Here is a 23,685-nt window from a genome sequence, read left to right as displayed (position 1 = left end):
TTAAGCTTCCTGCTGGAGTTGCGGGATTATTTGTGCGGACCATTCCTCGAAATCACCGGCTTCAATGTGGTCGCGGGCCTGTTGCATCAGGTGCAGGTAAAAATGCAGGTTGTGAATGGTGGAAAGCGTCCAGCCGAGGGATTCCTTGGTCTTGAACAGGTGGCGCACATAGGCGCGCGTGTAGTTCCGGCAGCAGTAGCAGTCGCATTCCGGGTCCAGCGGCGCATCGTGCTGGTGCGCGAACTTGGCGTTCTTGTAACGAAGCACTCCCCTGCTGGTATAAACGAGGCCGTCCTGCGCGTTTTTCGCGGGCAAAATACAGTCGAACATGTCGACCCCGCGGGCAATAAGCGAAAGCAGGTTCCAGGGCGTGCCCACCCCCATCACGTAGCGGGCGCGGTCCTCGGGCAAGTAGTTTGTGCAAAAATCCGCAATCTCGTACATGGTTTCTACGGGTTCGCCTACGGAAAGGCCGCCCATCGCGTAACCGTCGGGGCCAAGTTCCTTAAGCGCGTCGATGGACTTTTTGCGGAGTTCCTTGTGCATGCCGCCCTGCACAATCCCGAAAAAGAATTGCGGGTAGCCGTGGAGTGGCGGATTTTCGCTGAGCCAGTCTATGGCGCGGCGGGTCCATTTGAGCGTCAGGTCCAGCGAGTGCGAGGCCTCCTCGGGCGTGCTCGGATAAGGCGTACATTCGTCAAAGGCCATGATGATGTCGGCCCCGATTTCGCGCTGGGCTTGCATCACGGATTCGGGCGTGAATTTGTGGCGGCTGCCGTCCAGCAGACTCTTAAATTCCACTCCATCTTCGGTAATGTGGCGAAAATCCTTGAGGCTCCAGACCTGGAATCCGCCGCTGTCCGTAAGCATGGGGCCGTTCCAGCCCATGAACTTTTGCACGCCGCCCGCTTCGGCAATCAGCTTGGTGCCTGGGCGCAAGTACAGGTGGTACGTATTCGCGAGAATGATCTGCGCTTGCATTTCGCGCAGGTCCCGCGACGAAAGCCCCTTCACGCTCGCAAGAGTGCCCACCGGCATAAAAATCGGTGTTTCCACGACGCCATGCGCCGTGTGGAGCCGACCGCGGCGGGCCTTGCTCTTGTCGCTTGTCTTTATGAGTTCGAAGGGATTCTGATTCAATGATATACCCACATCAACGAATCTAGAAATTCATCGCCTGAAATAATTCCGTTCGAGTGCTGCATCAATAGCATTATTAATTATTTCTTCATCGGTGAGTTCTTCATCATAAGAATCTTCCATAATGCCCCCTAAGGGAGATTCGCTCCAATCATAATTTCCTGATTCAGAGGATGTCGAATCCTTCTCTAAAGAAACGGTAGAATCTTGTGTAATTGCATTTGTTGAATCCGTCGGGGGCGTAGGAATAACTGCATCGCTACCCTGAGGCTCCGCCGGAACGGACAATGCCGCGGAAAGCCCCAAAAGGGCGGCAAGTGTCGCCTTGGTCTTGGGGCTAAACTCGCCCACGCTTTCGACTTTTTTGCGTTCAATTTTCATCGTATTATCCGTTACCTTATAAACTACAAATTTTTACATATTATGTAGCGATTTTTTAACACGATAAACAATCCTAAATATGGTTCTTTGGCGTCGGCCTCGTACCGGCGTTTTACTATAATTAAAGCATATAATTCACAAAGAGGTTTTTATGTCCCGCTTACGCGTATTGGTCCTGATGGGTGGCCCGTCCACCGAGCACGATGTTTCCGTAGTGAGTGGCACCGGTGTTGTCCGCGCCATGAATCCGGAACGCTACAATATCCACCCCGTTTTGATTGACAAGGACGGCACCTGGCACTGGTCCGCCCGCGAACTTTCCCCGTACCAGAAGGACAACTTCTCGGTGAACTACTTCCGTAGCCTCGAAGGCACGGCCGCCTGCTCCAAGAAGTCCCCTGCCCTTTCCGAACTCCCGGCTGCCGACATCGCGTTTTTGGCACTGCACGGCAAGTGGGGCGAAGATGGTCACATCCAGGCGATGCTCGAGAACTGGGGCATCCCGTACACGGGTTGCGGGCTTCTCGCTTCTGCACTCGCGATGGACAAGATCAAGTCCAAGGAAATCTACCGCGCGAACGGCATCCCGACCCCGCCGTACCGCGTCATCTGGAAGCACGACTTTACGGGCGATACGCTCGTGAGCGTCGCCGACGAACTCGGGTTCCCGCTCGTGATCAAGGACCCGCTGGGCGGCTCCTCCATCGGCATTGGCATCGCCAAGAATCTCGACGAAGCCGGAAAGATTGCGCAGGACCTGTTCAAGGATTCCAACCGCCTGCTGTGCGAGAAGTTTATTGCCGGCGGCGAAGCGAGCTGCGGATACATTGAAGGCGAAAAGCCGCTCCCGCCCACCGAGATGCGAATGACGACCCGTGAATACTTCGACTTCGAAGCGAAGTACAACGGGGAATGCCAGGAAGTGACTCCCGCGGAATTCGCGCCGGAACTCACCGCCCGCATTCAGGAACTCGTGAAGAACGCCCACTACGCCCTCGGCGGCGCAGGCTACAGCCGTACGGACGTCCGCATTACGAAGGACGGCGAACTCTTCGCCATCGAGACGAACACGCTCCCAGGCATGACTCCCACGTCGATTCTCCCGGCTCAGGCGGCCTGCAACGGCATTACCTACAGCCAGCTCATTGACATGATTATCGACAAGAGCCTAGCAATCAAGCGGTAGATCCTTCGACGGAGTTTTCCCTGAGCTTGTCGAAGGGCCTCAGGATGACGATTCTAATAACCATTGACTAATGACCAATGACTATTGACCAATGACTATTGACTTATACGTAGATACTTCCCGGAAGGGCATCTCGATGGCGGTTGCGACCAGCGGCCAGCCTGTGAATGCGCGAACTACGGATGCAAGCGCTCGCGTTTACGAGGAAATCGTGAACACGGAGGCCCGCGGGGAAATTCTCGGGGAATCGCTCGACACGCTGCTCACGCGCGTGGGCGCGACTCTCGATGACGTAAAGCGCGTGATGGTGACGCTCGGGCCCGGCTCTTTCAGCGGGCTCAGGACCGGAGTGGCATTCTGCCAGGGGCTTTGCTTCAGCGGGAAGCGCGAACTCTACGGGGTCACGACCCTGCAGGCGCTCGCATGTTTTGCGCACGATGCCGCGGACAATACACTTGCGTGTACCGATGCCGCGGGCAAAGCACCCGAGATGCCGGCCCCCGCAGGTGTTGTCGCGGGCAAGGAATGCGCCGAGATTGCGGTTGTTATCCGCGCGCGCACCGGGTTCTGGTACATGAGGCTGAACGGCGAGGAATTTTTCATCGAGACGCCCGAGGTTATCGAACGCATCAAGAACGCGAAAGTCAAGGCGATTGTCGCGGACGCCCCCGCGCAGGAAGACGAAGCGCTCAAGGCCGCCTTTGCAGAGATTGGCGCAAGTGTTTCGCTCGATACGGGCAAGCCTCTCGACATGTGGGCCCCGCTGTTCAGTACCGTAAAGCCGTCGCTCATTCAGGAAGCGAACTACATTCAGCCGTCCTATTTCGAAAAGTTGAAATCGTAGCCCGCGGGCTTGCGGAAGGTTTGCCGATGCCCGTTCGCGAAATGAAAATAGATGACTTGCCGCAGGTGCTTCAAATCCAGAAGGCGCTTGCCTTCCAGGACTGGAACGAGCGGCAGTTTATTGCAGAAATCACGGCGGACTACGCCCTGTGCGTCGTTTACGAGGAAGCGGCGCAGTTTAACACCAACGAAGATTCCCGTGATTCTATCGGGGCTTCGCCCCTCCAGAATGACAGCAAGGATATATTGGGTTATGCAGTCTTCCACCTGATGGGGCCGGACAGCGAACTTCTGAGCATCGCCGCAAACGCGTCGCACCAGCGCGCAGGAATCGGCACGGCGCTATTGAACGCGGGCCTTGCGCATCTCGATTTCGCAAAAGGCGATAAAATGTTCCTCGAGGTCCGCGAAGGCAATACAAAAGCCCGCCGCTTCTATGAGAAGCATGGTTTCGAGCCATACGCAGAGCGCAAGAAGTACTATGCCGACGGTGAAAACGCAATACTTTATCAGAAATCAAAATAAAGGATGTACTCGTGACTAAGATTCTGATGCAGGACAAGAATACGCGCAAAAGGAGCCGCAAGGTTCTGGGTGCGATTATAGTCGTGGTATTTTGCTTGTTGGCCGCCATCTATGTCGTTGTGGAAAAGAGCGGCAAGTGGCTCGTGGTCAATGACGAGTTCGAACACGCCACCTGGGCAGTGATTCTTGACGGGCAATCCGCGAACATGGAAAGGAATGACTACGTGGCAGACCTGAAGGCTCAAGGGAAAGTCGATTCCGTGCTTATCCTCGGGCGCCGCGTCTACCGCGACAAGAGCAACGTGGACTTTTACGCCGAAGACTTCATGCGCCTCGGCAAGTTCAACCCCGCCACTATTTTCCTTGTCCGTCACGATGACCCTTCCACGCTGAGTGAGGCATGCACGATTATTCCCTGGCTCAAGAAACACAAGGCGGATACGGTCCTTCTGGTTACGGCGGCTCCGGCCACCCGCAGGGCGAAGCGCATTTTCGAGACGCTTTCGGGTGATAGTCCCGTGTACGTTACCGCAGATATTGGTTACAAGCAGCAGTATATCGCCGATGCCTGGATTTTCAACCGCGAGTCGCGCAAGAGCTGGCTGCGCGAATGGTTTGCCTATGCGCATTCCTTCTTTGACCTGATGGGTACGCACCCCTTCACCGAGGCTGATTCAACGTATTTCTCAAAAATTCGTTCCATCGCCGAAGAGGAGAAGGATGAACCCGTCATTGACCTCTTTAACCTGCAAAAGAGCGAGGAAAAACCTGAAAAGGAACTCCCCCGCGACACTGTTGCGGTACCTGCCCCTGCGGGCGATTCCGCCCAGGCTACTTCTAGTTCCCAGGCAAACACGAACAACTTAAAATAACTTTGTTAAATTGGTTATTATGAAAAAGGCACTCAAGATAACAGGCATCGTAATTGCGGCTCTACTCATTCTCGTGATTGCCGCGCTCAAGTTCGCTCCTGGAATTGTAAGGGGCTATATCGTCAACAACTCCGAGGACCTCATCGGGCGCAAGGTCGCTATCGAGAGCATCTCGCTCGATCCGTTCTCGTTTACGCTGAGCATCGACAGCCTTGCTGTGTTCGAGAAGGATGGCGAGACTCCGTTCGTGTCGTTTGAGAAATTCCGCGTGAATGTGGACCCGTTCGATATGCTTACGGGTACGGCCTCGGTGAGCGAAATCTACCTGAAGGGCCTGTACGCGCGAGTGCTCCAGCACGAGGACCGCTTCAATTTTACCGACATCATTGAGTTCCTTGCGAAGGGCGATTCTACGGCGCTCGATTCCGCTGCTGGCGTGGCTGCGGCCGATTCCGCTACTGCGAAGGCCGATACGGCAAGCGTGGATTCTGCGGGCATGGTGAATGCGGCCGAGATTGCGGAAGGCCTCCCCTTCAACATTTCCGTAAAGAACATCGTGTTCGAGAAGGGCAACATCATTTACCAGGATACGAAGGTCGGTTCCAAGATTCATCTGCAGGACTTTTCGCTCAATATCCCTGCGGTGTACCTGAGCAACAAGCAGACCGACGTGGGTTTAAGCCTCAAGTTTGCCGACGGTGGTGACCTGAATGTGAAGGTGGAAGCGAACGCGGCGACAAACGACTTTAAGCTTGACGTGAACCTCAAGGACTTTGCACTTGCCTGCGGAAAGCCGTACCTGAACGACTTTATCAACTACAAGGACTTTACAGGCACGCTCTCTGTGGCCGTGAACATGGCGGGCAACCTGAACGACATTCTCTCTTCGGATATCAAGGGCACCGTATCGCTCGATAGCGTCGTGCTTACCGAAACGAGCGGGCGTACGCTCGGCGTGAACCACGTGGGCGTGGGTATTGGCAAGGCGAACATCAACGAGAACAACTACGTGGTGGATTCTGTGGTGGTAGACGGTGCCTTTGCGCACCTTGACCTGTACAAGAACGGTAAGACGAATATCGACGTGTTGTTGAAGAAGGGTTCCGCCGATGAGCCGGATAGCGCGCAGCTTGCGGCCGACCAGCAACTAGTGCTTGGCGATGCACCCGATTCTACCGTCACCAAGGCGAAGGAAGAAACTGCGCCTGCCGAAAAGTCCAAGCCGCTCAAGGCAAAGATCAACAAACTTCTTTTGCAGAACACGAAGGTGAGCGCGACCGACCATTCCATCACCAGGCCGTTTAACTACACGGTGAGCGGGATTACGGTGCTCGGCTCGAACATCAACTACGATACACCCTGTTCCATCAACGTGAAGGCGGCATTCCCCGACGGCGGAAGCCTGAACGTGAAATACAAGGGAGCGCTCAGCAATATTGGCACGATGGATGCCTACGTGAGCGTGAAGAACCTCGCCCTGAAGCACTTCAGCAACTACAGCCACCACTACACGGGCTACCCGCTCAGCGCCGGCACGCTTGCCTTTGCGAGCGAGAACAAGATAAAGGATTTTGAACTCGACAGCAAGAACACCATCGACATCTACAACATCGATGTTGCGGACAAGGACCCGAATTCGAACCCTGAATTTATGGTGCCCATGAAGGTGGGCCTGTACATCTTGAAGGATAAGGACGACAAGATTCAGTTCGATATTCCGGTACACGGCAACCTGAAGGACCCGCAGTTCTCCGTGGGCAAGATTATCTGGAAGACGGTGATGAACCTGCTTATCAAGGTGGCCCTCTCCCCGCTCAAGATTGTGGGTAACCTCGCCTCTACCGGCGCGGGAGCCATCGGGCTTGACCTGGGCAAGAACGACGAAATCATCATCGATGCGACGGCCAAGACATTCACGAGCGAGCAGTACGCGAAGGCGTCCAAGATGACGGAAGCGCTCTCGAAGGACAAGAACCTGAAGCTCGTGTTCACGCAACTCTACAACGTGCGCAAGACTACGGAAGCCTACCGCACCGTAAAACTCAAGACGGAATACTACAAGAAGACGCACGGCAAGGAGAATCTGACCGAACTCGACGAGCGGGCCATTGCCGAAATGAGCGACAGCGACGAGGGCTTTGTTGCCTACGTGAAGGAAAACGGCGACAAGCTCGACGTGAAGGCGCTCCGCAAGGAACTTTCCACCCTCGCCGAGGGCAGGAACCAGGACTTGCTGAAGGTTCTCTCGCAGCAGAGCGGCGTGACCAAGAAGAACATCAAGGTCATTACTGCCCCGGCGAACCAGCTTTCGAGCCATCGCGGGAAGGCAATGTACAAGGTTACCGTCGACGTGCAGTAAAAGTTCTGGGTTTTAACTTGTAACTTTTCTAAATTGGCGCTCGTTCCGAGCGCATTTGGCATCTGCGATGCCATGCGGCTGCATTTCGGCCATAGGTAATGTAAACATTACCTGCGGCACTCAATTTGCACGCATTTAGCTAGGCTCGGCCATGTCAAAAAAAATTTTTTTGACGTCTACGACGTCCGTGGCTACGGCTCGAAAATGCAAAAACAAGTTTTTGCGCTTTCTCGCCTTGCACACTTTTGCCGCGGCGCTCGCCATTTTGCTAAATTTACCCGCGCTATGAGTGAAGAATTGTGCGCGAACCTCTCCAGCAAGGTTCAAGAGATTGCAAAGGCCCCCAAGTACCGCGGGGCAATTTTCCAGATTGAAGCCGACGAGAAGGGGCTTGCCCTTGTCGACGCGAAGGAATCGAGCCTGAAGGTCTACCTGATGGTTGACCCCGAATGCGACAAAATTCTGGAAACGCGCTTCTTCACATACGGCGGCCCCATATTCACCGCCCTCGCCGATACCTTCTGCAAGAAAATCCAGATGGTGACTATCGAGGAAGCGTGCGCGATTACCGCCGAGAGCCTGGAACAAGAACTCCGCGATAACCCCGACTCCCCCGCCATTCCGGCAAATGCGCCCGAGATTGGCCAGATGAACACGCTCATCAAGAAGGTCCTGGAAGCCTACCCCGAAAAGAAGGCGACCGCCATCTTGGTGCGCGAGAAGATGGAGCGTATCAAGTACCGCACGCAGACCGCCGAAGGCCGCGCCGAAGCCGACGCCGAATGGAATGCGCTCGCGAAGCACGAGAAAATCGAGAAGATCGAGGCCTGGCTGCACCAGTCCGTGCGCGGCATGCTGCAGGGCGACGGCGGAGACGTGGAAATACTCGATCTCACGGATGACAACCGCCTCAAGATTCGTTACCAGGGGGCGTGTGCAGGCTGCGGTTCTGCGATGGGTGGCACGCTGTTCTACATCGAGGACGAACTCAAGAACAACGTGTACTACAACCTGATTGTGGAACCCGAGGATCCGCTCGACAACATCGCGCCGAACCCGAACCTCCCCGGCCTCGACGACAACAATCCTCCTGCAAGCCTTTTCTAGCCTAAATCGTGTAAAATAATATTATCCAAAGCGGTCAAAAACCGCGTTTTTTGCGTGTTTTACAAATATTACATGCATTTTTACCATATAAAGTTATTTTTAGGCCGGGATGGTGTAAACCAAAAAATCAGAGGATGTCAAATGAAAAAGATTCTTGCAATTCTCGGCATGGCTGCAGTATCTGCCATGGCCATCAGTGCAAGCCGTGTTGGCCCTGTCAGCACGTACGGTGAACTCAAGGCTAACGGCGGTAAGCTCTCCGGCACTTGCCCGCAATACCAGAATTCTGCCGTGCAGGTGAAGGGCATGAGCCTTTTCTGGAGTTCCGCTGCAGATAGTGCCACGGCATTCTATACCGAAAAGGCTGTGAACCTCATGGTGAAGGACATGGGTATCGAAGTTATCCGCTTTGCTATGGGCGTGAGCAATGACTTTGACAAGGGCCGTGGCTACATCACCGGTGGCGAGGATTTGCAGAAAGCCTACCTCAAGAACGTGGTAAACGCCGCCATCGACAACGACATCTACGTGATTATCGACTGGCACATCGAAAGTGGGAACGGCTACACTAGCGATGCTGTCAAGTTCTTTGAATACGCCGCCCAGCAGTACGGCGAGTACAACAACGTTATTTTCGAAGTGTGGAATGAGCCTAAGGATGGCGCAAGCATGGGCACGGTCGCTTCCCATGCTAATACCGTGATTAACGCTATCCGTAAATACTCCGACAACCTGGTGCTTGTAGGTAGCCCGGAATGGTCCAGCCATCCCGAGCAGTGTGCAACAGGTGGCATTAATGACAGCAAAAAGAATTTCGCTTGTACGCTCCATTTCTATGCCGATTCACATTCAGCGAGCGGCGATTACTCTAGCCGTGCAAACCAAGCCATGAGCAATAACGTTCCCGTGTTCGCTTCCGAATGGGGAACTGTCAACGCCAATGGTAACGGTGGTGCTAACCAGAGTGCTAGCCAGGCCTGGATTGACTGGATGAACCAGAACAAGGTTTCTTGGGCCAACTGGTCTGCTTCGGGCGTGAACGAAGGTTCTGCTGCATTTAACAAGATTAACATCGATGCAGGTCTATCCTACTCCGCTTCCGGCAGCATGGTCAAGGGCTGGATGAACAAGAACGCCTCTTACAAGGATTGTGGCCTCCAGAACGGCAGCAGCTCTGGCAGCAGTGGCTACTCCACAGGTGTGGCCAACGGCGCCAAGACGGACCTTATCGACGATATGGAAGACAACGACCGCTATGCCTACACGGGTGGTTTCTGGTCTGCTTGGACCGATGCCAATGAAAGCGGCTCCAATGGTGTTGGCCAGTCTTCTCTTACAAACGCCAAGTGGGAAAACGATTTCGGTAAAGAAGTTTACGACGTGCTTATGCCTTCCGATGGTGGTAAGAACACCTCCAAGTACATGGTTGGCCTCAAGGGCATCAAGCTTGCCAAGGGAACTTACGAATACGCTCCGTATGCTGACCTCGGTCTGAACCTCACGAAGGACACCACCGTGTTCAACATGAAGTCCTGCAAGTCCATCAGCTACAAGTTCAAGGGCGCAAGCCATAACTTCCGTCTTGAAACGTCTCTTGTGACTAACTGGAACTTCCACCATGTGAACAAGGACGCTTCCGAAGACTGGAAGGAAGTCGAACTCACTTGGGACCAGTTCAACCAGGAAGACTGGGGCGACAACGACAAGCACTTCAACCTTAAGGACAAGGGCCTCGACAAGGTCATGCGCCTCGCCTGGGAAGTCAAGGGCGTACTCAACGTTCCGGATGCCCAGAACCAGCCGAAGTACAACTACCTTTACGTGGACGACGTACGCTGTGACGGCATGAGCATTACCGCCATTTCTGACAATAACGGTGGTAATGACAATCCGACATCTTCTTCTTCGGGCAAGTCCAGCTCCAGCAAGGGTGGTAAGTCTAGCTCTAGTGGCATTGCTCCTGTCAGTTCTTCTTCCGCCTATGTTCCGCCGGTATCTTCTGTCGTGATTACCGACCTCGCCATTCTCGATGACGTCGAAGATGGTGACGAAGTGCTCAACACGACCGGTACGTGGTACGCCTACACCGATAATGAATCTGGTGGCGAATCCAAGATTACTAACGTCTACGATCCGGCCCTTCCGGGCTACGTCGTTGTATTCCCGGGAACCAAGGATGCGACAAACGGCTCTATGGGTTTTGTCGGTATGGAAGGTATTCAGTGGGGTGATGGCTCGCTCACGTTCGACCCATTTGTCGCCCTCGGCCTTAACACCAACGCTGACACCTCCAAGGGTATCGACCTGAGCGCCTGTCCGGTACTCAGCTACCGCTACAAGGGTGCCGCACACACCATCAAGCTCCAGGATGGCCAAGTTTTGGACTTCGCGTTCCACAACAAGAAGTTGCTCGATGCAGCCGAATGGACTCAGGTGACCATTGCCCAGGCCGATTTCAAGCAGCCGAGCTGGACCCAAACCCAGGTCGAACTGAATTGGAAGAACATCAAGAAGATGTCTTGGGAAGTCATCGGCGCACTCGGCTACTCCGACGTGTTCCAGCCGGAATACAACTTCCTCTACGTAGATGACCTGAAGTGCGTCGACCAGGTTATTGGCATTAAGTCTTACGCCAATAACGCTGCCGCCGGCATCAAGCTTGCCGCTCAGGGTTCTAGCCTTAACATTTCCGTCGCTAAGGCGGGTTATGTGAAGGTCCAGGTGTTCGACATGACCGGCCACTCCGTCAAGAGCGTCTCCGAGAACATGCAGGCTGGTGCCCACGCGGTTTCTCTCGAGAACCTGACGGCAGGCAGCTACATCGTCCGCGTGCAGGCCGGCAGCGCAGTCAAGTCCGCCCGCATTACGCTCAAGTAATTCCGAACCAGAATCATTGAATTTTATTCAGTGATTCTAGTAACCATCAAAAATCCCTGGCCCCGCTGCCAGGTTTTTTTTGCATGCAATAAACATTTTTGTATTTGAGAAAAAACAGCAAATTCATCTCTTTAATAGAAATAAACTGTCTTATAAATGGAAGGCGTCGGCCAAGGATGAGGAGGGTGCAGGGAGGGGCCCGTGCGGCCTTCGCAACTCCGAGCTGGGGCCCCTCCTGCATATAGTTCATACCTTAGGTGTTATAAAAAGAATCCTTTTTTCTATATTTTTCTTTGGAAAAAGGATTTACTCAAAGGAAAACATATGTCCGAAGAACTCGTTTTGAAATTCGTTGACCCCGTGCCGATGCGCTACGGTGAAAACTCCCACCAGTCCGCTGTGTTCTACCGCGACCCGACCTGCACCGAAGCAAGCCTCGCCACCGCAAAGCAGCTCTGGGGTAAGGAACTTTCTTACAACAACATCGTGGATGCCGACGCCGCCTTGGAAATGGCCCGCGAATTCTGCGACGACAATGCGGTCGTTATCGTGAAGCACATGAACCCGTGCGGACTCGCTACCGGCAAGACCCTGCGCAACGCTATGGAAGCCGCTTGGGAAGGCGACCCGGTGTCGGCCTTCGGTTCCGTGATCGCCGTTACCAAGAAGGTGGACTTGAAAACCGCCGAATTCCTGAAGGGCAAGTTCGTCGAAATCCTTCTCGCCCCGGCATTCGACAAGGACGCTCTGGAATTTTTGAAGAACAAGTCCAAGGACATTCGTCTCCTTGAAGTGGGCAAGATCAAGAAGGCAACCCGCTGCAAGGTCTATAAGCACGTGATCGGTGGCATGCTGGTTCAGGACCGCGACGTGGACGTTTACGAAAAGTTCGAATGCGTCACCAAGAAGAAGTTCGCAAAGAACAAGGAAGCCCTCGCCCGCTTCACTTGGATCGTGACCAAGCACACGAAGTCTAACGCCATCGTCATGGGTTACGAATATGCCCGCGGTTACTTCCAGGTCATCGGCCTTGGCCCCGGCCAGCCGAACCGCATTGACTCTAACCTCCGCCTCTGCCAGCCCCGCGTCCGTGACAACGTGGCCCGCATGAAGGCTGCCCAGAAGTTCTTCAACGAAAAGGGCAAGTGCATCGACAAGGCCGGTCTCAAGGCTCTGGAAAAGAAGGTGTTCAGCGAAGTCGTGATGGGCTCCGACGCCTTCTTCCCGTTCCCGGACAACGTGGAAGCCGCTGCCAAGGCTGGCGTCCAGTACATCGTGCAACCGGGTGGCTCCAAGAAAGACAACCTCTCCATCGAAGCCTGCGACAAGCTTGGCGTTGCCATGGTGTTCACCGGCATGAGGCACTTCCGCCACTAAGGGTTTGCGTATGCCTCCCGTGTCGCAGAAAGAAACGAACCAGAAGGAAAAGGACCTCTACTACGCGGTCCTCTCCTTCTTGAAGTCTGTCCGCAAGGCAGGCCGCACGACCGATGTCGAGTGGCGCGAATACAAGGAAAAGCTCCTGAAGATTGCGCCTACGCCCGACATGGGCAAGGCCGCCGATATGTGGACGATGGACAACCTCGACCAGTTCAGCCCCGACAACAAGCAGTTGCCGCCGCTCAACGACATGGACTACGTGGCGAACATTTCCCCGAAGTTCGCGTCGCAACTGATGGAAGCGATGTACTACGGGATGCTCAACCTGACGCAGGCGAACCTGATTTCGGACGAAATCCAGGATGCCGACCCGGAATGCGTGTCTACCGCCTCGCTCGAGGAACTGCTCGTGAAGCTCTGGATAGGCAACGCGAAAAGCTACCGGAAAGTCGTGGCCAATTAGACGAAAGAACGGACCTACGGTCCTACAGACGAAAGACGAAAGGATTTAGTAGGAAGAATGACCTATAAAGTTCGTGTCATAGGTGGTGGGCTTGCGGGCTGCGAGGCGGCTTTGCAACTGGCAAGCCGTGGTTTCAAGGTAGACCTGTACGAGATGCGCCCGGTCAAGAACACTCCCGCCCACAAGGACGGTCACCTGGCGCAGTTAGTTTGTTCCAACAGCTTCAAGGCGCTGGGCGTCACGAGCGCACACGGGCTTTTAAAACAGGAACTCACGATGCTCGGGAGCTTTCTGCTGGATAGCGCCCGTGAGGCGGCCGTACCCGCAGGCGATTCCTTGACCGTGAACCGCGATATCTTCAGCGAATCTGTGGAAAAAAAGATTGCGGAGAGCCCGAACATAACGCTCCACCGCGAAGAAGTCACGAGCCTTGAAGGCGACTGCCCTACCCTCGTTGCGGCGGGGCCGCTGGCCAGCGACGCGCTCGCCGACGATATCTTCAAGCGCCTGGGGAGCGAGCGCCTCCATTTCTTCGACGCCATCGCCCCTGTGGTAGAGACTGACAGTATCGACTTTGACCACGCCTTCTACATGAACCGCTGGGAAAAGGGCGAAACGGCGGACTTTATCAACTGCCCGCTGGACAAGGAAACCTACGCCGAGTTTGTACGCAAGCTGTGCGAGGCCGAAGCCGTGGAGCCGCGTCCCTTCGAGAAGAACGAACTGTTCGAGGGCTGCCTGCCCGTCGAAGAAATGGCCCGCCGCGGTTACGAGACGCTCCGTCACGGCCCCATGCGCCCCATCGGGCTTGGCTTGGGCAATAACGGTCACCTGTGGTACGCGGTAATCCAGCTCCGCGCCGAAAACAAGCAGAAGACGCTCTTCAACATGGTGGGTTTCCAGACGCGCCTCAAGTGGGGCACGCAGAAGGAAATCTTCACGATGGTTCCCGCCCTCCGGAACGCCCGTTTTGCCCGCCTCGGCTGCATGCACAGGAACACGTTTATCGAATCGCCCAAGTTCCTGGACGCGACCTTGCGCCTGCGCCCAGACCTCCCCTGCGCCCAGGGAATCCCGCCCACATGGTTTGCGGGCCAGATTACCGGCAGTGAAGGCTACACCGAGGCGGTCGCCACCGGCTGGTATGCTGCCTGGAACATGGCTCAGACTATCCTGCACGGGCATGCCGACCCACTCCCGAACGAGAGCTGCATCGCATCGCTCATGAATCGCCTTGTGGAAGAAAACGAGGATTTCCAGCCCATGAACTTCAACTTCGGGCTCCTCCCCAACCACGAAGGCCTCAAGAAAAAGAACAAGAAAGAAATCCTCGCTGCACGAGCCGAGCAGGCCGTCCGCCAGTGGATTGCCGAACGCAAATTCTAAAAAGCACAAAAAAGACCTCTCCGCTAGGAGAGGTCTTCGTGGATGATGCAGGGGTCGAACCTGCGACCCGCTGATTAAGAGTCAGCTGCTCTACCAACTGAGCTAATCATCCATTGTCGCTTGGACGGGGTCAAATATAGAATAGAATTTGACGGCTGTCAAGGGGGGATGGTTCTTTTTTAAAAGAAAAGTAGAAAAAAGTACGCGGGAGAGGCCCCAGCTCAGAGTGGACGCCTACTTATATCTATATTTCACGTATATGAGCCTCAATTCGAACCGTGTAGATGCCTATCTGGCGTTTTTGGGGGTGGAACGGAACCTTTCTCCGGCCACCATCCAGAGCTATCAGGAGGATTTGCGGCATTTTGTAGGCTGGCTCGACGAAATCGGGCTCGATCTGAAGGCCCTGACCCCCGAAAAGCTGGACGAATTCCTGACGCTCACCGCCGGGCAGGTGGAATACTCCCCCACGTCCATCGCGAGGCATTTTTCGAGCCTGCGCGGGTTCCTCAAGTACATGCAGAGGGTGGGCGAATACGACTACAGCACCGAATCGATGCTCGAACGCCCCAAGCTCGGGCACTACCTCCCCCAGTACCTCACCCGCGAGGAGGTGGACAGCGTTTTCGAGAGCGCAGCAAACGGCAAGAACCCGCTGAGGGATACGGCGCTTTTCGAACTCATGTACAGCGCGGGGCTACGCATCTCGGAAACCCTCGGAATCAAGCTTTCGCAACTCGATCTCGATAATGAATGGCTTACCCCCATCGGGAAAGGCAACAAGCAGCGTCTGGTGCCCCTCGGGAGCAAGGCCAAAGAGAATCTGAAGGCCTGGATTGAGGATGGTCGCCCCCTCACCCACCCGACTACGGACAACGTTATATTGAATTCCCGCGGCAAGCCCATGACCCGCATGGGAGCCTGGAAAATCGTGCAGCAGCATACCGCGCACCTGACCAAGCAGGTCTCGCCCCACACGTTCCGGCACAGTTTTGCCACGCACTGCCTGGAGGCGGGCATGGACCTGCGCGTGCTGCAGGAACTGCTAGGCCACGCCGACATCAGTACGACGCAAATTTATACGCACATCGATAAGGAATTCATCAAGCAGGAACACCGTGCGCATCATCCGCGTGAAAATGGCTCCATTACCTCTGGATAAAAAAACTATAATTGACTTTGTATGGGAAAATAAAGGAGTCAATTATGAGGAAAGCCTTTTTCTCTTTTTTCCTTGTGGCCGTTGTCGGAGCCGCAATGTCATTTATAGCCTGCGGTGACGATGATTCATCCGGTCGCGAGGTTATAACGGAAGTCAACTCGATTTTCGAACTCGGAACATGTGGCGAGGATAACGAGGGCGATACAGTATACGCCAAGGAACAGGATGCGGAGTACTACTGCCACGAAGCGAAATGGTCGCCTGTTGCCACCCCCGTCTCATCCAGTTCCGCAAAATCTTCTAGCAGCGTTGCGAGTTCCTCGTCCATGACCAAGGCGGAACTCGATAAATTTACGGAACTGTGTAAGGCTTCCGGCGGTACCGCGAAAGATGGGGCCTGTGTCTGCAAGAGCGAACTCTGCGATATCGGTGCTGTCTGTAACACCATCACAGGCGTCTGCGGCAACCAGAGCAAACCAACTGACATAGACTCCACCGCCAGTTCTTCCTCGACCGCGACCACATTCGCCGACTTGTGCAAGGCATCTGGCGGTACGGCAAAAGACGGGGCTTGCGTCTGTAAAGAAACCACTTGCGACGAAGGCGTTCTCTGCAACACCAAGAGCAAGGAATGCGCAAACAAGGACGCTGTTGAAATCGAATGCGACGACAGCTACAAGAGCACCTGCTCCGACAGCCCTGCAAGCATCGGCATTGTCAAGGAATGCGTGAAGGGAATCGTCGTGAACCGCTCGTGCGGCACAGTATCTTGTAACGAAGAGGGCACGGACTGCGGCGAATGCCTCAATGACGTACAGACCTGTACCGAAGACAAGAACTTCAAGGCGACCGTCACCCACTGCGAAAAGGGCAAGAAAGTAACCGAGAGCTGTAACGGGAAATCCTGCGACCCACGCGACAACGGTTGCGGCGAGTGCACGAACTACGAACACACATGCACCAACGATGACGAAGGAAAGGGAACCGTCTACGAATGCGTCGCCGGCGAAGCCAAGAAGGCCGTTTCCATATGCGGCAACAAGTCGTGCCGTACCGACAAGGCCATCTGCGGCGAATGCCTTAACGGAGAACTGAGGTGCGACAACGACATCAACAACAACGCCATCATGTACAGGTGCGTCGACGGGCAATGGGAAAGGCTCCATAACAAGTTCGACCCGCTCGACAAGGAGTATTACCAATGCCCCGTCGCTTGTAGAGAAGGCACCGATCCACAGAAGATGGAGAACGAATGCGACACGGATCAATGTTCGAATTGTGATCCCTGCTGGGGTGAGCCAATGGGCGGAGCGCCTTCCAATCCAAACCCCTGCTACAACGAGGAACGTTGCAAACAAATTCTCAAGGACGAAGACCCCGACTACCCGCCGTTCAGGAGTTTCGAGACGAAACAGAAATGGAAGGACCTGATTCCTAGTAAAAAGATGGCAGCGAAAGAAGTTCACGGCTACAACTGGACGAATCACAAACCAGTCTCCGCTCCTGAAGAACGCGTGGAAGATTTTGAATTCGACCTTACTAACGAGACGCGCCGCGTATCGTGCAACGCCCTGGGAACCTACTTCGGCTTATGCCACAACACCCTCCAGACCTGCATCAACAATGTTTACCATGGTGAGGGATTTATGGTGGTCTGCGCTAGCGGCGAACTTGTTGACGCTGATGGCAACAACGATGGTATTGCTTGCGAATGCGAAAAAACAGCTAGCAACGCCAACGGATGTTGCTACACCAGAAGCGCCTGCTTCAAGCAGACCAACTGGTCGAGAGACCGCTGCGCTAAGCCCTCGGGCAACGAAAACGACGATTAAGGCCACAATCAGAATCGTCCCATCAATAAATTGAAAAGGAGCCTAACGGCTCCTTTTTTGTGAATGGTAGTTGACAAAATCAAGGCACGTTTCTCACAAACGTACCATCTTTCTTATAGATGGACAATCCGTCATGCCTTATCACATCACTTCCCAATACATCCTGACATGAATAACTCAAATTTTCTAAATCAAAGCGACATGTACCTAGAGAATACGTATCAATCTGCCAATTCTTTATGTTCCAACGAACTAAAGCGATTAACTCCGAGCAATGAATTCCATCTTTAGAATAACATTGATGTTTGCGGGAAACGCTCCCTGCAAAGAATTGTTCCGCGCTCCTACTTCCATACTGATAAGTAAAAGAAACCAAAGTATCTAGTCTTTTTTCTATAACTTTACGAACATGTTCCACGACAGCAGAGTCCATGACGCAAGGTTCTGCAAATCCATCCTTGTAACACATGTCAAAGGATATCAAGGAATCTCGCACACTTTTCTTCACATAGATTTCTTTTTCATACACCGAATCAAGCAATGCAGAAAGTTCATCTTTTGCACCAAAATCTTCGCCAATCAAGAAATCATATTTCCTTGGCCAATATTTAGCAGATGGCTTCATCTTTTTAGAGACAACAACATTAGCATACAAAAAATCGCACTTCACGCTATCTTTAGAAGCACAAATTGCATCATAGGATCCATCTTCATTCTGATAAAGATGAGAAAAGCCTGCAGCACCAGAGTTAAGCACCATATTTGCATATGAAATATGATTCACCCTTGTTTCCAAATCTTTTACAGAATCACGAGAATTAAAATTTTTAAGAATTCGAACAAGTAATGAGGTGTCTAAATCGCAGGGATACCACAGGTTCTCTCCTTCTACACTCGTCGAACACGCCTTGTACAGTAACGCTTTGCGGGGTATAGTGTCAATAAAATCGGCTCTGTTAGAGTGCGAATTAATCCAAGAAGAGCAATATTCCAAACTGTTGTGATACTGTTGTACCGAGATTCCGGGACTCACTTCATTAGGGCACCATCCTGAAGGAGAGCACTTTGGCTTTGGGTGACACCCAGCCAAAACCGCCAAAATCAAAAGAATCAGAACTCTATAAAGCATACATCACCCGCAAAAAAGTGCCCTTCACCCATAATTTTACTAAATTTGAGCCGTTCAAATTATAAACCAAGGATTAACAATGAGCAAGAATTACAAGATTGCAGTGCTTCCGGGCGACGGTATCGGCCCTGAAGTCATGAAAGAAGCTGTCCGCGTGCTGGACGTGGTTTCCAAGAAGTTCGGCTTCGACGTGAACGCCGAATGGGCAAACGTCGGTGGTGCCGCCTATGACGAAAGCGGTTCCCCGCTGCCGGAAAGCACCCTCAAGCTGGGCGAAGCTTCTGACTGTATTCTTTTCGGTTCCGTGGGTGGCCCGAAGTGGGAACACCTCCCCCCGAACCTGCAGCCGGAACGCGGCGCACTTCTGCCGCTCCGTAAGCACTTCAAGCTTTTCTGCAACCTCCGCCCGGCCCGCGTCTATAAGGAACTCGCAGGCGCTTGCCCGCTCCGTGCCGACATCGTGGGTGACGGTTTCAACATCCTCACCGTCCGCGAACTGACGGGTGACGTTTACTTTGGCCAGCCGAAGGGCCGCGAAGGCGTTCCGGGCTCCAAGGAAGAAATCGGTTTCGATACCATGAAGTACAGCCGCTACGAAGTCGAACGCATCGCCCGCTTCGCCTTTGACGCCGCCATGCTCCGTAACAAGAAGGTTGCCAGCATCGACAAGGCCAACGTGCTCACCACGAGCGTGCTCTGGCGCGAAGTCGTGAACGAAGTCATCAAGGACTATCCGGAACTGACTCTCGAACACCTCTACGTGGACAACGCCGCCATGCAGCTCCTCAAGCGCCCGCGTGAATTCGACGTGCTGCTCTGCCCGAACCTCTTCGGCGACATCCTCACCGACGAATGTGCCATGCTCACCGGTTCCATGGGTCTCCTCCCGTCCGCTTCTATCGCCGAAGGTTCTTTCGGCCTCTACGAACCGGCAGGTGGTTCCGCTCCGGATATCGCAGGCAAGGGTATCGCAAACCCGCTGGCCCAGATCCTCTCCGTGGCATTGATGCTCCGCTACACCTTCAAGGAAGAAGAAGCGGCCAAGGCTATCGAAGCTGCCTGCGAAAAGGTGATTGCCCAGGGCTTCCGCACTGGCGACATCTACCAGGAAGGCTGCACCAAGGTCGGCACGACCGGCATGGGCGACGCGATTATCAAGGCCCTCGCTTAACCAACATTGTCATTCCCGGCTACGGCCGGGAATCTTTTTTGCGTACAGAAATGGCCCCCGAAAGGGGGCTTTTCTTGTAAGATCCTCGCCTACGCGAGGATGACGTTGAAGCGCGAGGACGACTTTGAAACTTAATTACAGCCGGTACCGAGGGTGCCTTCGAGTACGGATTCACACTGAGCTGTCAGTCCAGTGGCTTCTTCGCTTCCGGCAGGGAATTCAAGGCATTCACCCATGACGCCCGGGATGTCGCAGGAGACCATGTCGCCCGCAGGAGTCGTGACACTGCTCGAAGAAGCGGTTCCCTCGCTAGACGAAGAGGTTTCTTCGACATCAGCGGAACTGGAACTTTCCGGTTCGACTTCAGCAGGAACCTTTTCCTTGCAGTAGTTCTGCTCGCTCTTGAAGACATCTTCCCTCGGCTTGGAGAGCGTGCCCGAAGCAGAAGCGTTGACATAGCCTTCCATGGTGCAGAAGTTGGTCGTACCGATATTCGAGAACTTCTTGGTCATGCATTCCACATAAGGCATCGGCTGGATTTCGTACTTGTGGCTCATGATTTCGCCTTCCGCAGAATCGTACGCCACGACATACTTCACGATGACGCTGTCAGTACCGCGCCAGTTCTCGTCGAGGTAGGAGTAAGTCCATTCGGGATCATCGATGGCGAAGTTGCAGTTCGAAGTTGTCTGGAGCGGGAACACTTCGAACGCGGTGCCGTTCACGGCAGCCTGGCAGGCCTTCAGCACGGATGCATGCACAGTTTCGCGGGCGTTGCTTGCGAAGTAACCCTTCTCCGTACGGGTAGAAACGAGCACTGCAGTGCTTCCGCCTTCGCAGGTCTCTTCGCCGGCAAGCTTTCCGTCCATGGACTTGGGGTGCGTCGCGGTAGAGTCGTTCATGCTCATCAGGCGGCAGTAGATATTTGCCGTCTGGCCCGTAAAGCGTACGGAGTCACGGATGATAAGGTCTTCGCCCTGGATTTCAAAGACGGTCCTGATGTTCGCGTTGTTGTCGCCATCGTTCCCCTTGTAAGAAATTGCCCAGGCATTGTCCGTTGCGGCAAAAGAGCAGGGTTCCGCCTCTTCGACAGAAGCGCTGGACTCTGCGGGGCTGGAACTGCCGCCATTGCTGGAACTGGAAGAAGTGCCGTTGTCATCGCTGGAGTCCGGAGCGCCGGTACCTTCGCTGCTGGAAGAGAGCGTCGTATCCGGGTCGTCGTTCGATGCAGGCGAAAAACTGCTGGAATCGTCACCACAGGCGACAAGACCGATAGCGGTAGCAAGAGAAAGACCAAAACCAAATTTCGAGATATTCATATTTTCTCCTTTTAAAAGAAGGACGGGTAAAATGTAAAAAAAAATCCGGAGAAACAGTGCCTCCGGAGGTAAAATTCCGTTGTATGTAAGGACAACGTATTAGTCGCGGTCGTCGAATGCCTGAGCCTCTTCGGGCTCCTCGACGGTCCATTCGCGAATGTGGTCCGCAAGTGCCTTCTGGCCGTCCTTCTCGAGTTCGTCGGAGATGCCTTTCAGGATTTCTGCATCCTGTGCGGGCAAGTCCTTCTCGTACATGTCGATGTACTGCTCGAGAATGCCGTAACGCTTCATTCCAGCCAGGAGTTGCATAAATTCCATGTCGATGTTCCCGCCACTGCGGAAACTGGAATGTTCCCTGAGGAGCGTATCGGCCTGCTTCTCGTCGACCTGCTGGCAGAGGCGCGCGAGATTGATGACTTTCGGGTAACTTTCGTACAGGCGCATTGCAATCTTGACACAGTCGGACTTGCGGCCTTCCTTGTCGGCAATTGCCGCCATGAGGTCGAGATAGGCTTCCTCGTCTTCGGAACCGGGGTCGCGCACGTCGCCGAGCCACTGCTTGGCAAGCTCGATGTTGCCCGCGACAAAGCACTCGTTCGCGATATCGATAAGCGTCGCGTTGCTCTTGTCCGGGTCCTTCAGGAGGGCAGCCTTCGTATAGCGTTCGTAGTCGCCGAGAGCATCTGCCATGTCAGTCAGGGCGTCGAGAACGTCCTCGCGGTTCTGCATTTCCACTTCTGAGACCGTCGCGATAAGCTCGTCAACAAGAGCCTTAGCGCGTTCGTCGGGCAAAACCTCGTTGAGCGAGAGGAATAGGACCGAGCGGCCTTCCCCACCCACGTGACGGAGCGCCAGGTCGTGAATCAGGTCGGCAATGTAGTCCTTGTCATCGTACTGGCTTGCAAGTTCCACGAAGAAGGTTCCCGCGTCGTAGAAGAGGCTTTCCCAGTCGTCACGTTCCTCGTCGTCGGCCTTGAACGAGAGAAAGTCCGTACGGAGCGTCCACGCGAGCAGTTCAAGCTGCAGGCGAACATCCTTGAAATCCTCGATATCGTCAATAGTCTGCGCGATAAATTCGTATAGTTCGTCCGGGCGGTGCAACAAGCGGCTCTGCCCGCTAATAATCTGCGTGAGCGTCTCGCGAATGCGGTCTTCCTTACCGCGGAATGCGGCAGCTCCGCTATTCGATTTCCAAACTTTTTTCTTCTTTGCCATGATTACAAATGTAGAAACATTTACCGCATGCGGGCCTTCGCGAGCTTAGCACGCTTTTGTTTTCGGCGGAGCCTGCGGCGTTCGCGGCGTGCACTACGGCGCCGCTCATCCATCAACTTCACCTGCTGCAGAACATCCATGAAGCGTTCGACAGCGAATGCCTTATTGAGCCTCTTGCGCGTCACGTAATCGAGCAGGCACACACACAGCAGAAGCGAACCCACAAAAAAGGCAAGAGCCACAGGCCATACAATCACCGAAAAATGGCTCGCAACAAACCCGAATGCTGGCGGCATCATGATGGAACCCAGATACGAACCCGCCATCTGTATGCTGATGGCACGCCCCGAAAGTTCTTCACCGAACCGCGCAGGAGTGGCATGGATAAGCGACGGGTAAACGGGAGCGCACCCGAAACCAAGCAGGCAGATGCAAACCGGCGTGACCCACGGCGGGAGCGGGAATACGAGGACAAGGCAGCCGACAACGACAATCGCGATACCCGCATGCACAAGGCGCATGTCGGTAAACCGGATGGCGAAAATACCGCTGAGGATGCGCCCTACCATTACGGAAGCGAACATGAGCGAAACGGCGAGCGCGCCCACCTCGGGTTCGAAACCGCGGGCTACCAGGTACGTACCGCACCAGAGGCTCGTCGATATCTCAAGCGACGAATAGAAGAAGAACGTCAGGAACGAGAGTTTCATTCCTGGGACGCGCAAGGCGGCCCGCAATGAGATATCGGGAATACTGGATTTTTGTTGCAGGCGGGAATCGCCTCGCTCCCTCCGCTTCCAAAGCGGGAGCGAAACAAGCATCATGACCGCGATGACGCCGAGCAACAATGCCACCAGTTCGTAAGCGCCGCGCCAGCCGAACCCGAAGAAGGCTGAACCCGCAAGCAGCGCGGGGCCAAGGCACGCGCCGATTCCCCAGCTCGCATGCAGCCAGTTCGTGTGTTTCGATTCCAGATGGATTGCCGCAAAGTTGTTCATCGCGACGTCGATTGCCCCCGCACCAATTCCCATCGGGATTGCAAACAGGCACATCATCCAGAACGCAGGCGAAAAGCCGTACCCTGCGGATGCGACAGCCGTCAGCGCGATACTCACGAAGACGAGTTTGCCCGTACCGAACTGGCGCAGGAGTTTTGGCGTGAGGAGGCTAGAAACAATCGTACCCGCGCTCACGATAATTGAGAGGAGGCCCGCAGCCGAAAGCGTGGCATGCAGGTCGCGCTGCATCAGCGGCCAGGCCGCCCCTAAAACCGTATCCGGAAGCCCGAGGCCGATAAAGGCCACATATATGACAATCAGGAGAAACAAGCGCTACACC

At 54.4% G+C, this 23,685-nt stretch carries 19 protein-coding genes and 1 tRNA gene; 13 read left to right on the top strand and 7 right to left on the bottom strand.

The window, feature by feature from the left end:
- Positions 1-1,146 (bottom strand): tRNA guanosine(34) transglycosylase Tgt, encoded by a 1,146-nt coding sequence (gene tgt, locus BUB22_RS03155; RefSeq protein ID WP_073113994.1) that lies wholly within the window; start codon positions 1,144-1,146, stop codon positions 1-3.
- 24 nt (positions 1,147-1,170) lie between these two features.
- Entirely contained in the window at positions 1,171-1,521 is a 351-nt protein-coding gene (locus tag BUB22_RS03150) for a hypothetical protein (RefSeq protein WP_073113887.1), read from the bottom strand.
- Positions 1,522-1,672: 151 nt separating this feature from the next.
- Between BUB22_RS03150 and BUB22_RS03145 the strand changes: the two genes are divergently transcribed.
- From BUB22_RS03145 to trmFO, 10 genes are all read left to right on the top strand, one after another.
- Positions 1,673-2,707, top strand: a complete 1,035-nt coding sequence (locus BUB22_RS03145) for a D-alanine--D-alanine ligase family protein (RefSeq protein WP_073113886.1) — start codon at positions 1,673-1,675, stop codon at positions 2,705-2,707.
- A 91-nt stretch (positions 2,708-2,798) separates the two neighbouring features.
- The gene (tsaB, locus tag BUB22_RS03140) at positions 2,799-3,551 is read left to right on the top strand and encodes a tRNA (adenosine(37)-N6)-threonylcarbamoyltransferase complex dimerization subunit type 1 TsaB (protein WP_073113885.1); all 753 of its coding nucleotides are present in this window, start codon (positions 2,799-2,801) and stop codon (positions 3,549-3,551) included.
- A gap of 26 nt (positions 3,552-3,577) precedes the next feature.
- Positions 3,578-4,075, top strand: a complete 498-nt coding sequence (locus BUB22_RS03135; protein WP_073113884.1) for a GNAT family N-acetyltransferase — start codon at positions 3,578-3,580, stop codon at positions 4,073-4,075.
- Between the two features lie 11 nt (positions 4,076-4,086).
- Positions 4,087-4,947 (top strand): YdcF family protein, encoded by an 861-nt coding sequence (locus BUB22_RS03130; protein WP_139258687.1) that lies wholly within the window; start codon positions 4,087-4,089, stop codon positions 4,945-4,947.
- Positions 4,948-4,966: 19 nt separating this feature from the next.
- Positions 4,967-7,306: a DUF748 domain-containing protein gene (locus BUB22_RS03125; RefSeq protein WP_073113882.1), complete on the top strand. Its 2,340-nt coding sequence runs from the start codon at positions 4,967-4,969 to the stop codon at positions 7,304-7,306.
- Between the two features lie 285 nt (positions 7,307-7,591).
- Positions 7,592-8,413 carry a NifU family protein gene (locus tag BUB22_RS03120; protein ID WP_073113881.1) on the top strand — a complete coding sequence of 274 codons (822 nt, stop codon included), beginning with the start codon at positions 7,592-7,594 and terminating at the stop codon, positions 8,411-8,413.
- A gap of 141 nt (positions 8,414-8,554) precedes the next feature.
- Positions 8,555-11,290, top strand: a complete 2,736-nt coding sequence (locus BUB22_RS03115) for a cellulase family glycosylhydrolase (RefSeq protein WP_073113880.1) — start codon at positions 8,555-8,557, stop codon at positions 11,288-11,290.
- A gap of 324 nt (positions 11,291-11,614) precedes the next feature.
- Positions 11,615-12,667, top strand: a complete 1,053-nt coding sequence (locus BUB22_RS03105) for an IMP cyclohydrolase (protein ID WP_073113878.1) — start codon at positions 11,615-11,617, stop codon at positions 12,665-12,667.
- 10 nt (positions 12,668-12,677) lie between these two features.
- On the top strand, positions 12,678-13,133 hold the full coding sequence (locus BUB22_RS03100) for a hypothetical protein (protein ID WP_072812152.1): 456 nt from the start codon (positions 12,678-12,680) through the stop codon (positions 13,131-13,133).
- Between the two features lie 57 nt (positions 13,134-13,190).
- Entirely contained in the window at positions 13,191-14,519 is a 1,329-nt protein-coding gene (trmFO, locus tag BUB22_RS03095) for a methylenetetrahydrofolate--tRNA-(uracil(54)-C(5))-methyltransferase (FADH(2)-oxidizing) TrmFO (RefSeq protein WP_073113877.1), read from the top strand.
- Between the two features lie 39 nt (positions 14,520-14,558).
- On the opposite strand, the gene BUB22_RS03090 is transcribed toward trmFO, so the two are convergent.
- Positions 14,559-14,631: transfer RNA gene (locus BUB22_RS03090), tRNA-Lys, on the bottom strand.
- 147 nt (positions 14,632-14,778) lie between these two features.
- Here BUB22_RS03090 and BUB22_RS03085 point away from each other — a divergent pair.
- Both BUB22_RS03085 and BUB22_RS03080 read left to right on the top strand, forming a co-directional pair.
- On the top strand, positions 14,779-15,681 hold the full coding sequence (locus BUB22_RS03085; RefSeq protein WP_073113876.1) for a tyrosine recombinase: 903 nt from the start codon (positions 14,779-14,781) through the stop codon (positions 15,679-15,681).
- Between the two features lie 95 nt (positions 15,682-15,776).
- Positions 15,777-17,513 carry a hypothetical protein gene (locus BUB22_RS03080; protein ID WP_139258686.1) on the top strand — a complete coding sequence of 579 codons (1,737 nt, stop codon included), beginning with the start codon at positions 15,777-15,779 and terminating at the stop codon, positions 17,511-17,513.
- Positions 17,514-17,592: 79 nt separating this feature from the next.
- Here BUB22_RS03080 and BUB22_RS16565 read toward each other — a convergent pair whose 3' ends face one another.
- Positions 17,593-18,273, bottom strand: coding sequence for a hypothetical protein (locus tag BUB22_RS16565; RefSeq protein ID WP_073113874.1), 681 nt, complete (start codon positions 18,271-18,273; stop codon positions 17,593-17,595).
- Positions 18,274-18,721: 448 nt separating this feature from the next.
- On the opposite strand from BUB22_RS16565, the gene leuB reads away from it, so the two are divergent.
- On the top strand, positions 18,722-19,813 hold the full coding sequence (leuB, locus tag BUB22_RS03070) for a 3-isopropylmalate dehydrogenase (protein ID WP_073113873.1): 1,092 nt from the start codon (positions 18,722-18,724) through the stop codon (positions 19,811-19,813).
- A 131-nt stretch (positions 19,814-19,944) separates the two neighbouring features.
- Here leuB and BUB22_RS03065 read toward each other — a convergent pair whose 3' ends face one another.
- The 3 genes from BUB22_RS03065 to BUB22_RS03055 form a co-directional block, all read right to left on the bottom strand.
- On the bottom strand, positions 19,945-21,132 hold the full coding sequence (locus BUB22_RS03065; RefSeq protein WP_073113872.1) for a hypothetical protein: 1,188 nt from the start codon (positions 21,130-21,132) through the stop codon (positions 19,945-19,947).
- Between the two features lie 99 nt (positions 21,133-21,231).
- Positions 21,232-22,347, bottom strand: coding sequence for a hypothetical protein (locus tag BUB22_RS03060; protein WP_073113871.1), 1,116 nt, complete (start codon positions 22,345-22,347; stop codon positions 21,232-21,234).
- 20 nt (positions 22,348-22,367) lie between these two features.
- The gene (locus tag BUB22_RS03055) at positions 22,368-23,675 is read right to left on the bottom strand and encodes an MFS transporter (protein ID WP_073113870.1); all 1,308 of its coding nucleotides are present in this window, start codon (positions 23,673-23,675) and stop codon (positions 22,368-22,370) included.
- Positions 23,676-23,685: the final 10 nt, after the last annotated feature.

The organism is Fibrobacter sp. UWCM (assembly GCF_900129735.1).
In the GTDB taxonomy this organism is placed as follows: Bacteria; Fibrobacterota; Fibrobacteria; order Fibrobacterales; family Fibrobacteraceae; genus Fibrobacter.
The sequence above is the reverse complement of the archived record's forward strand: the minus strand, read 5'-3'. Positions and strand labels throughout refer to the sequence as shown.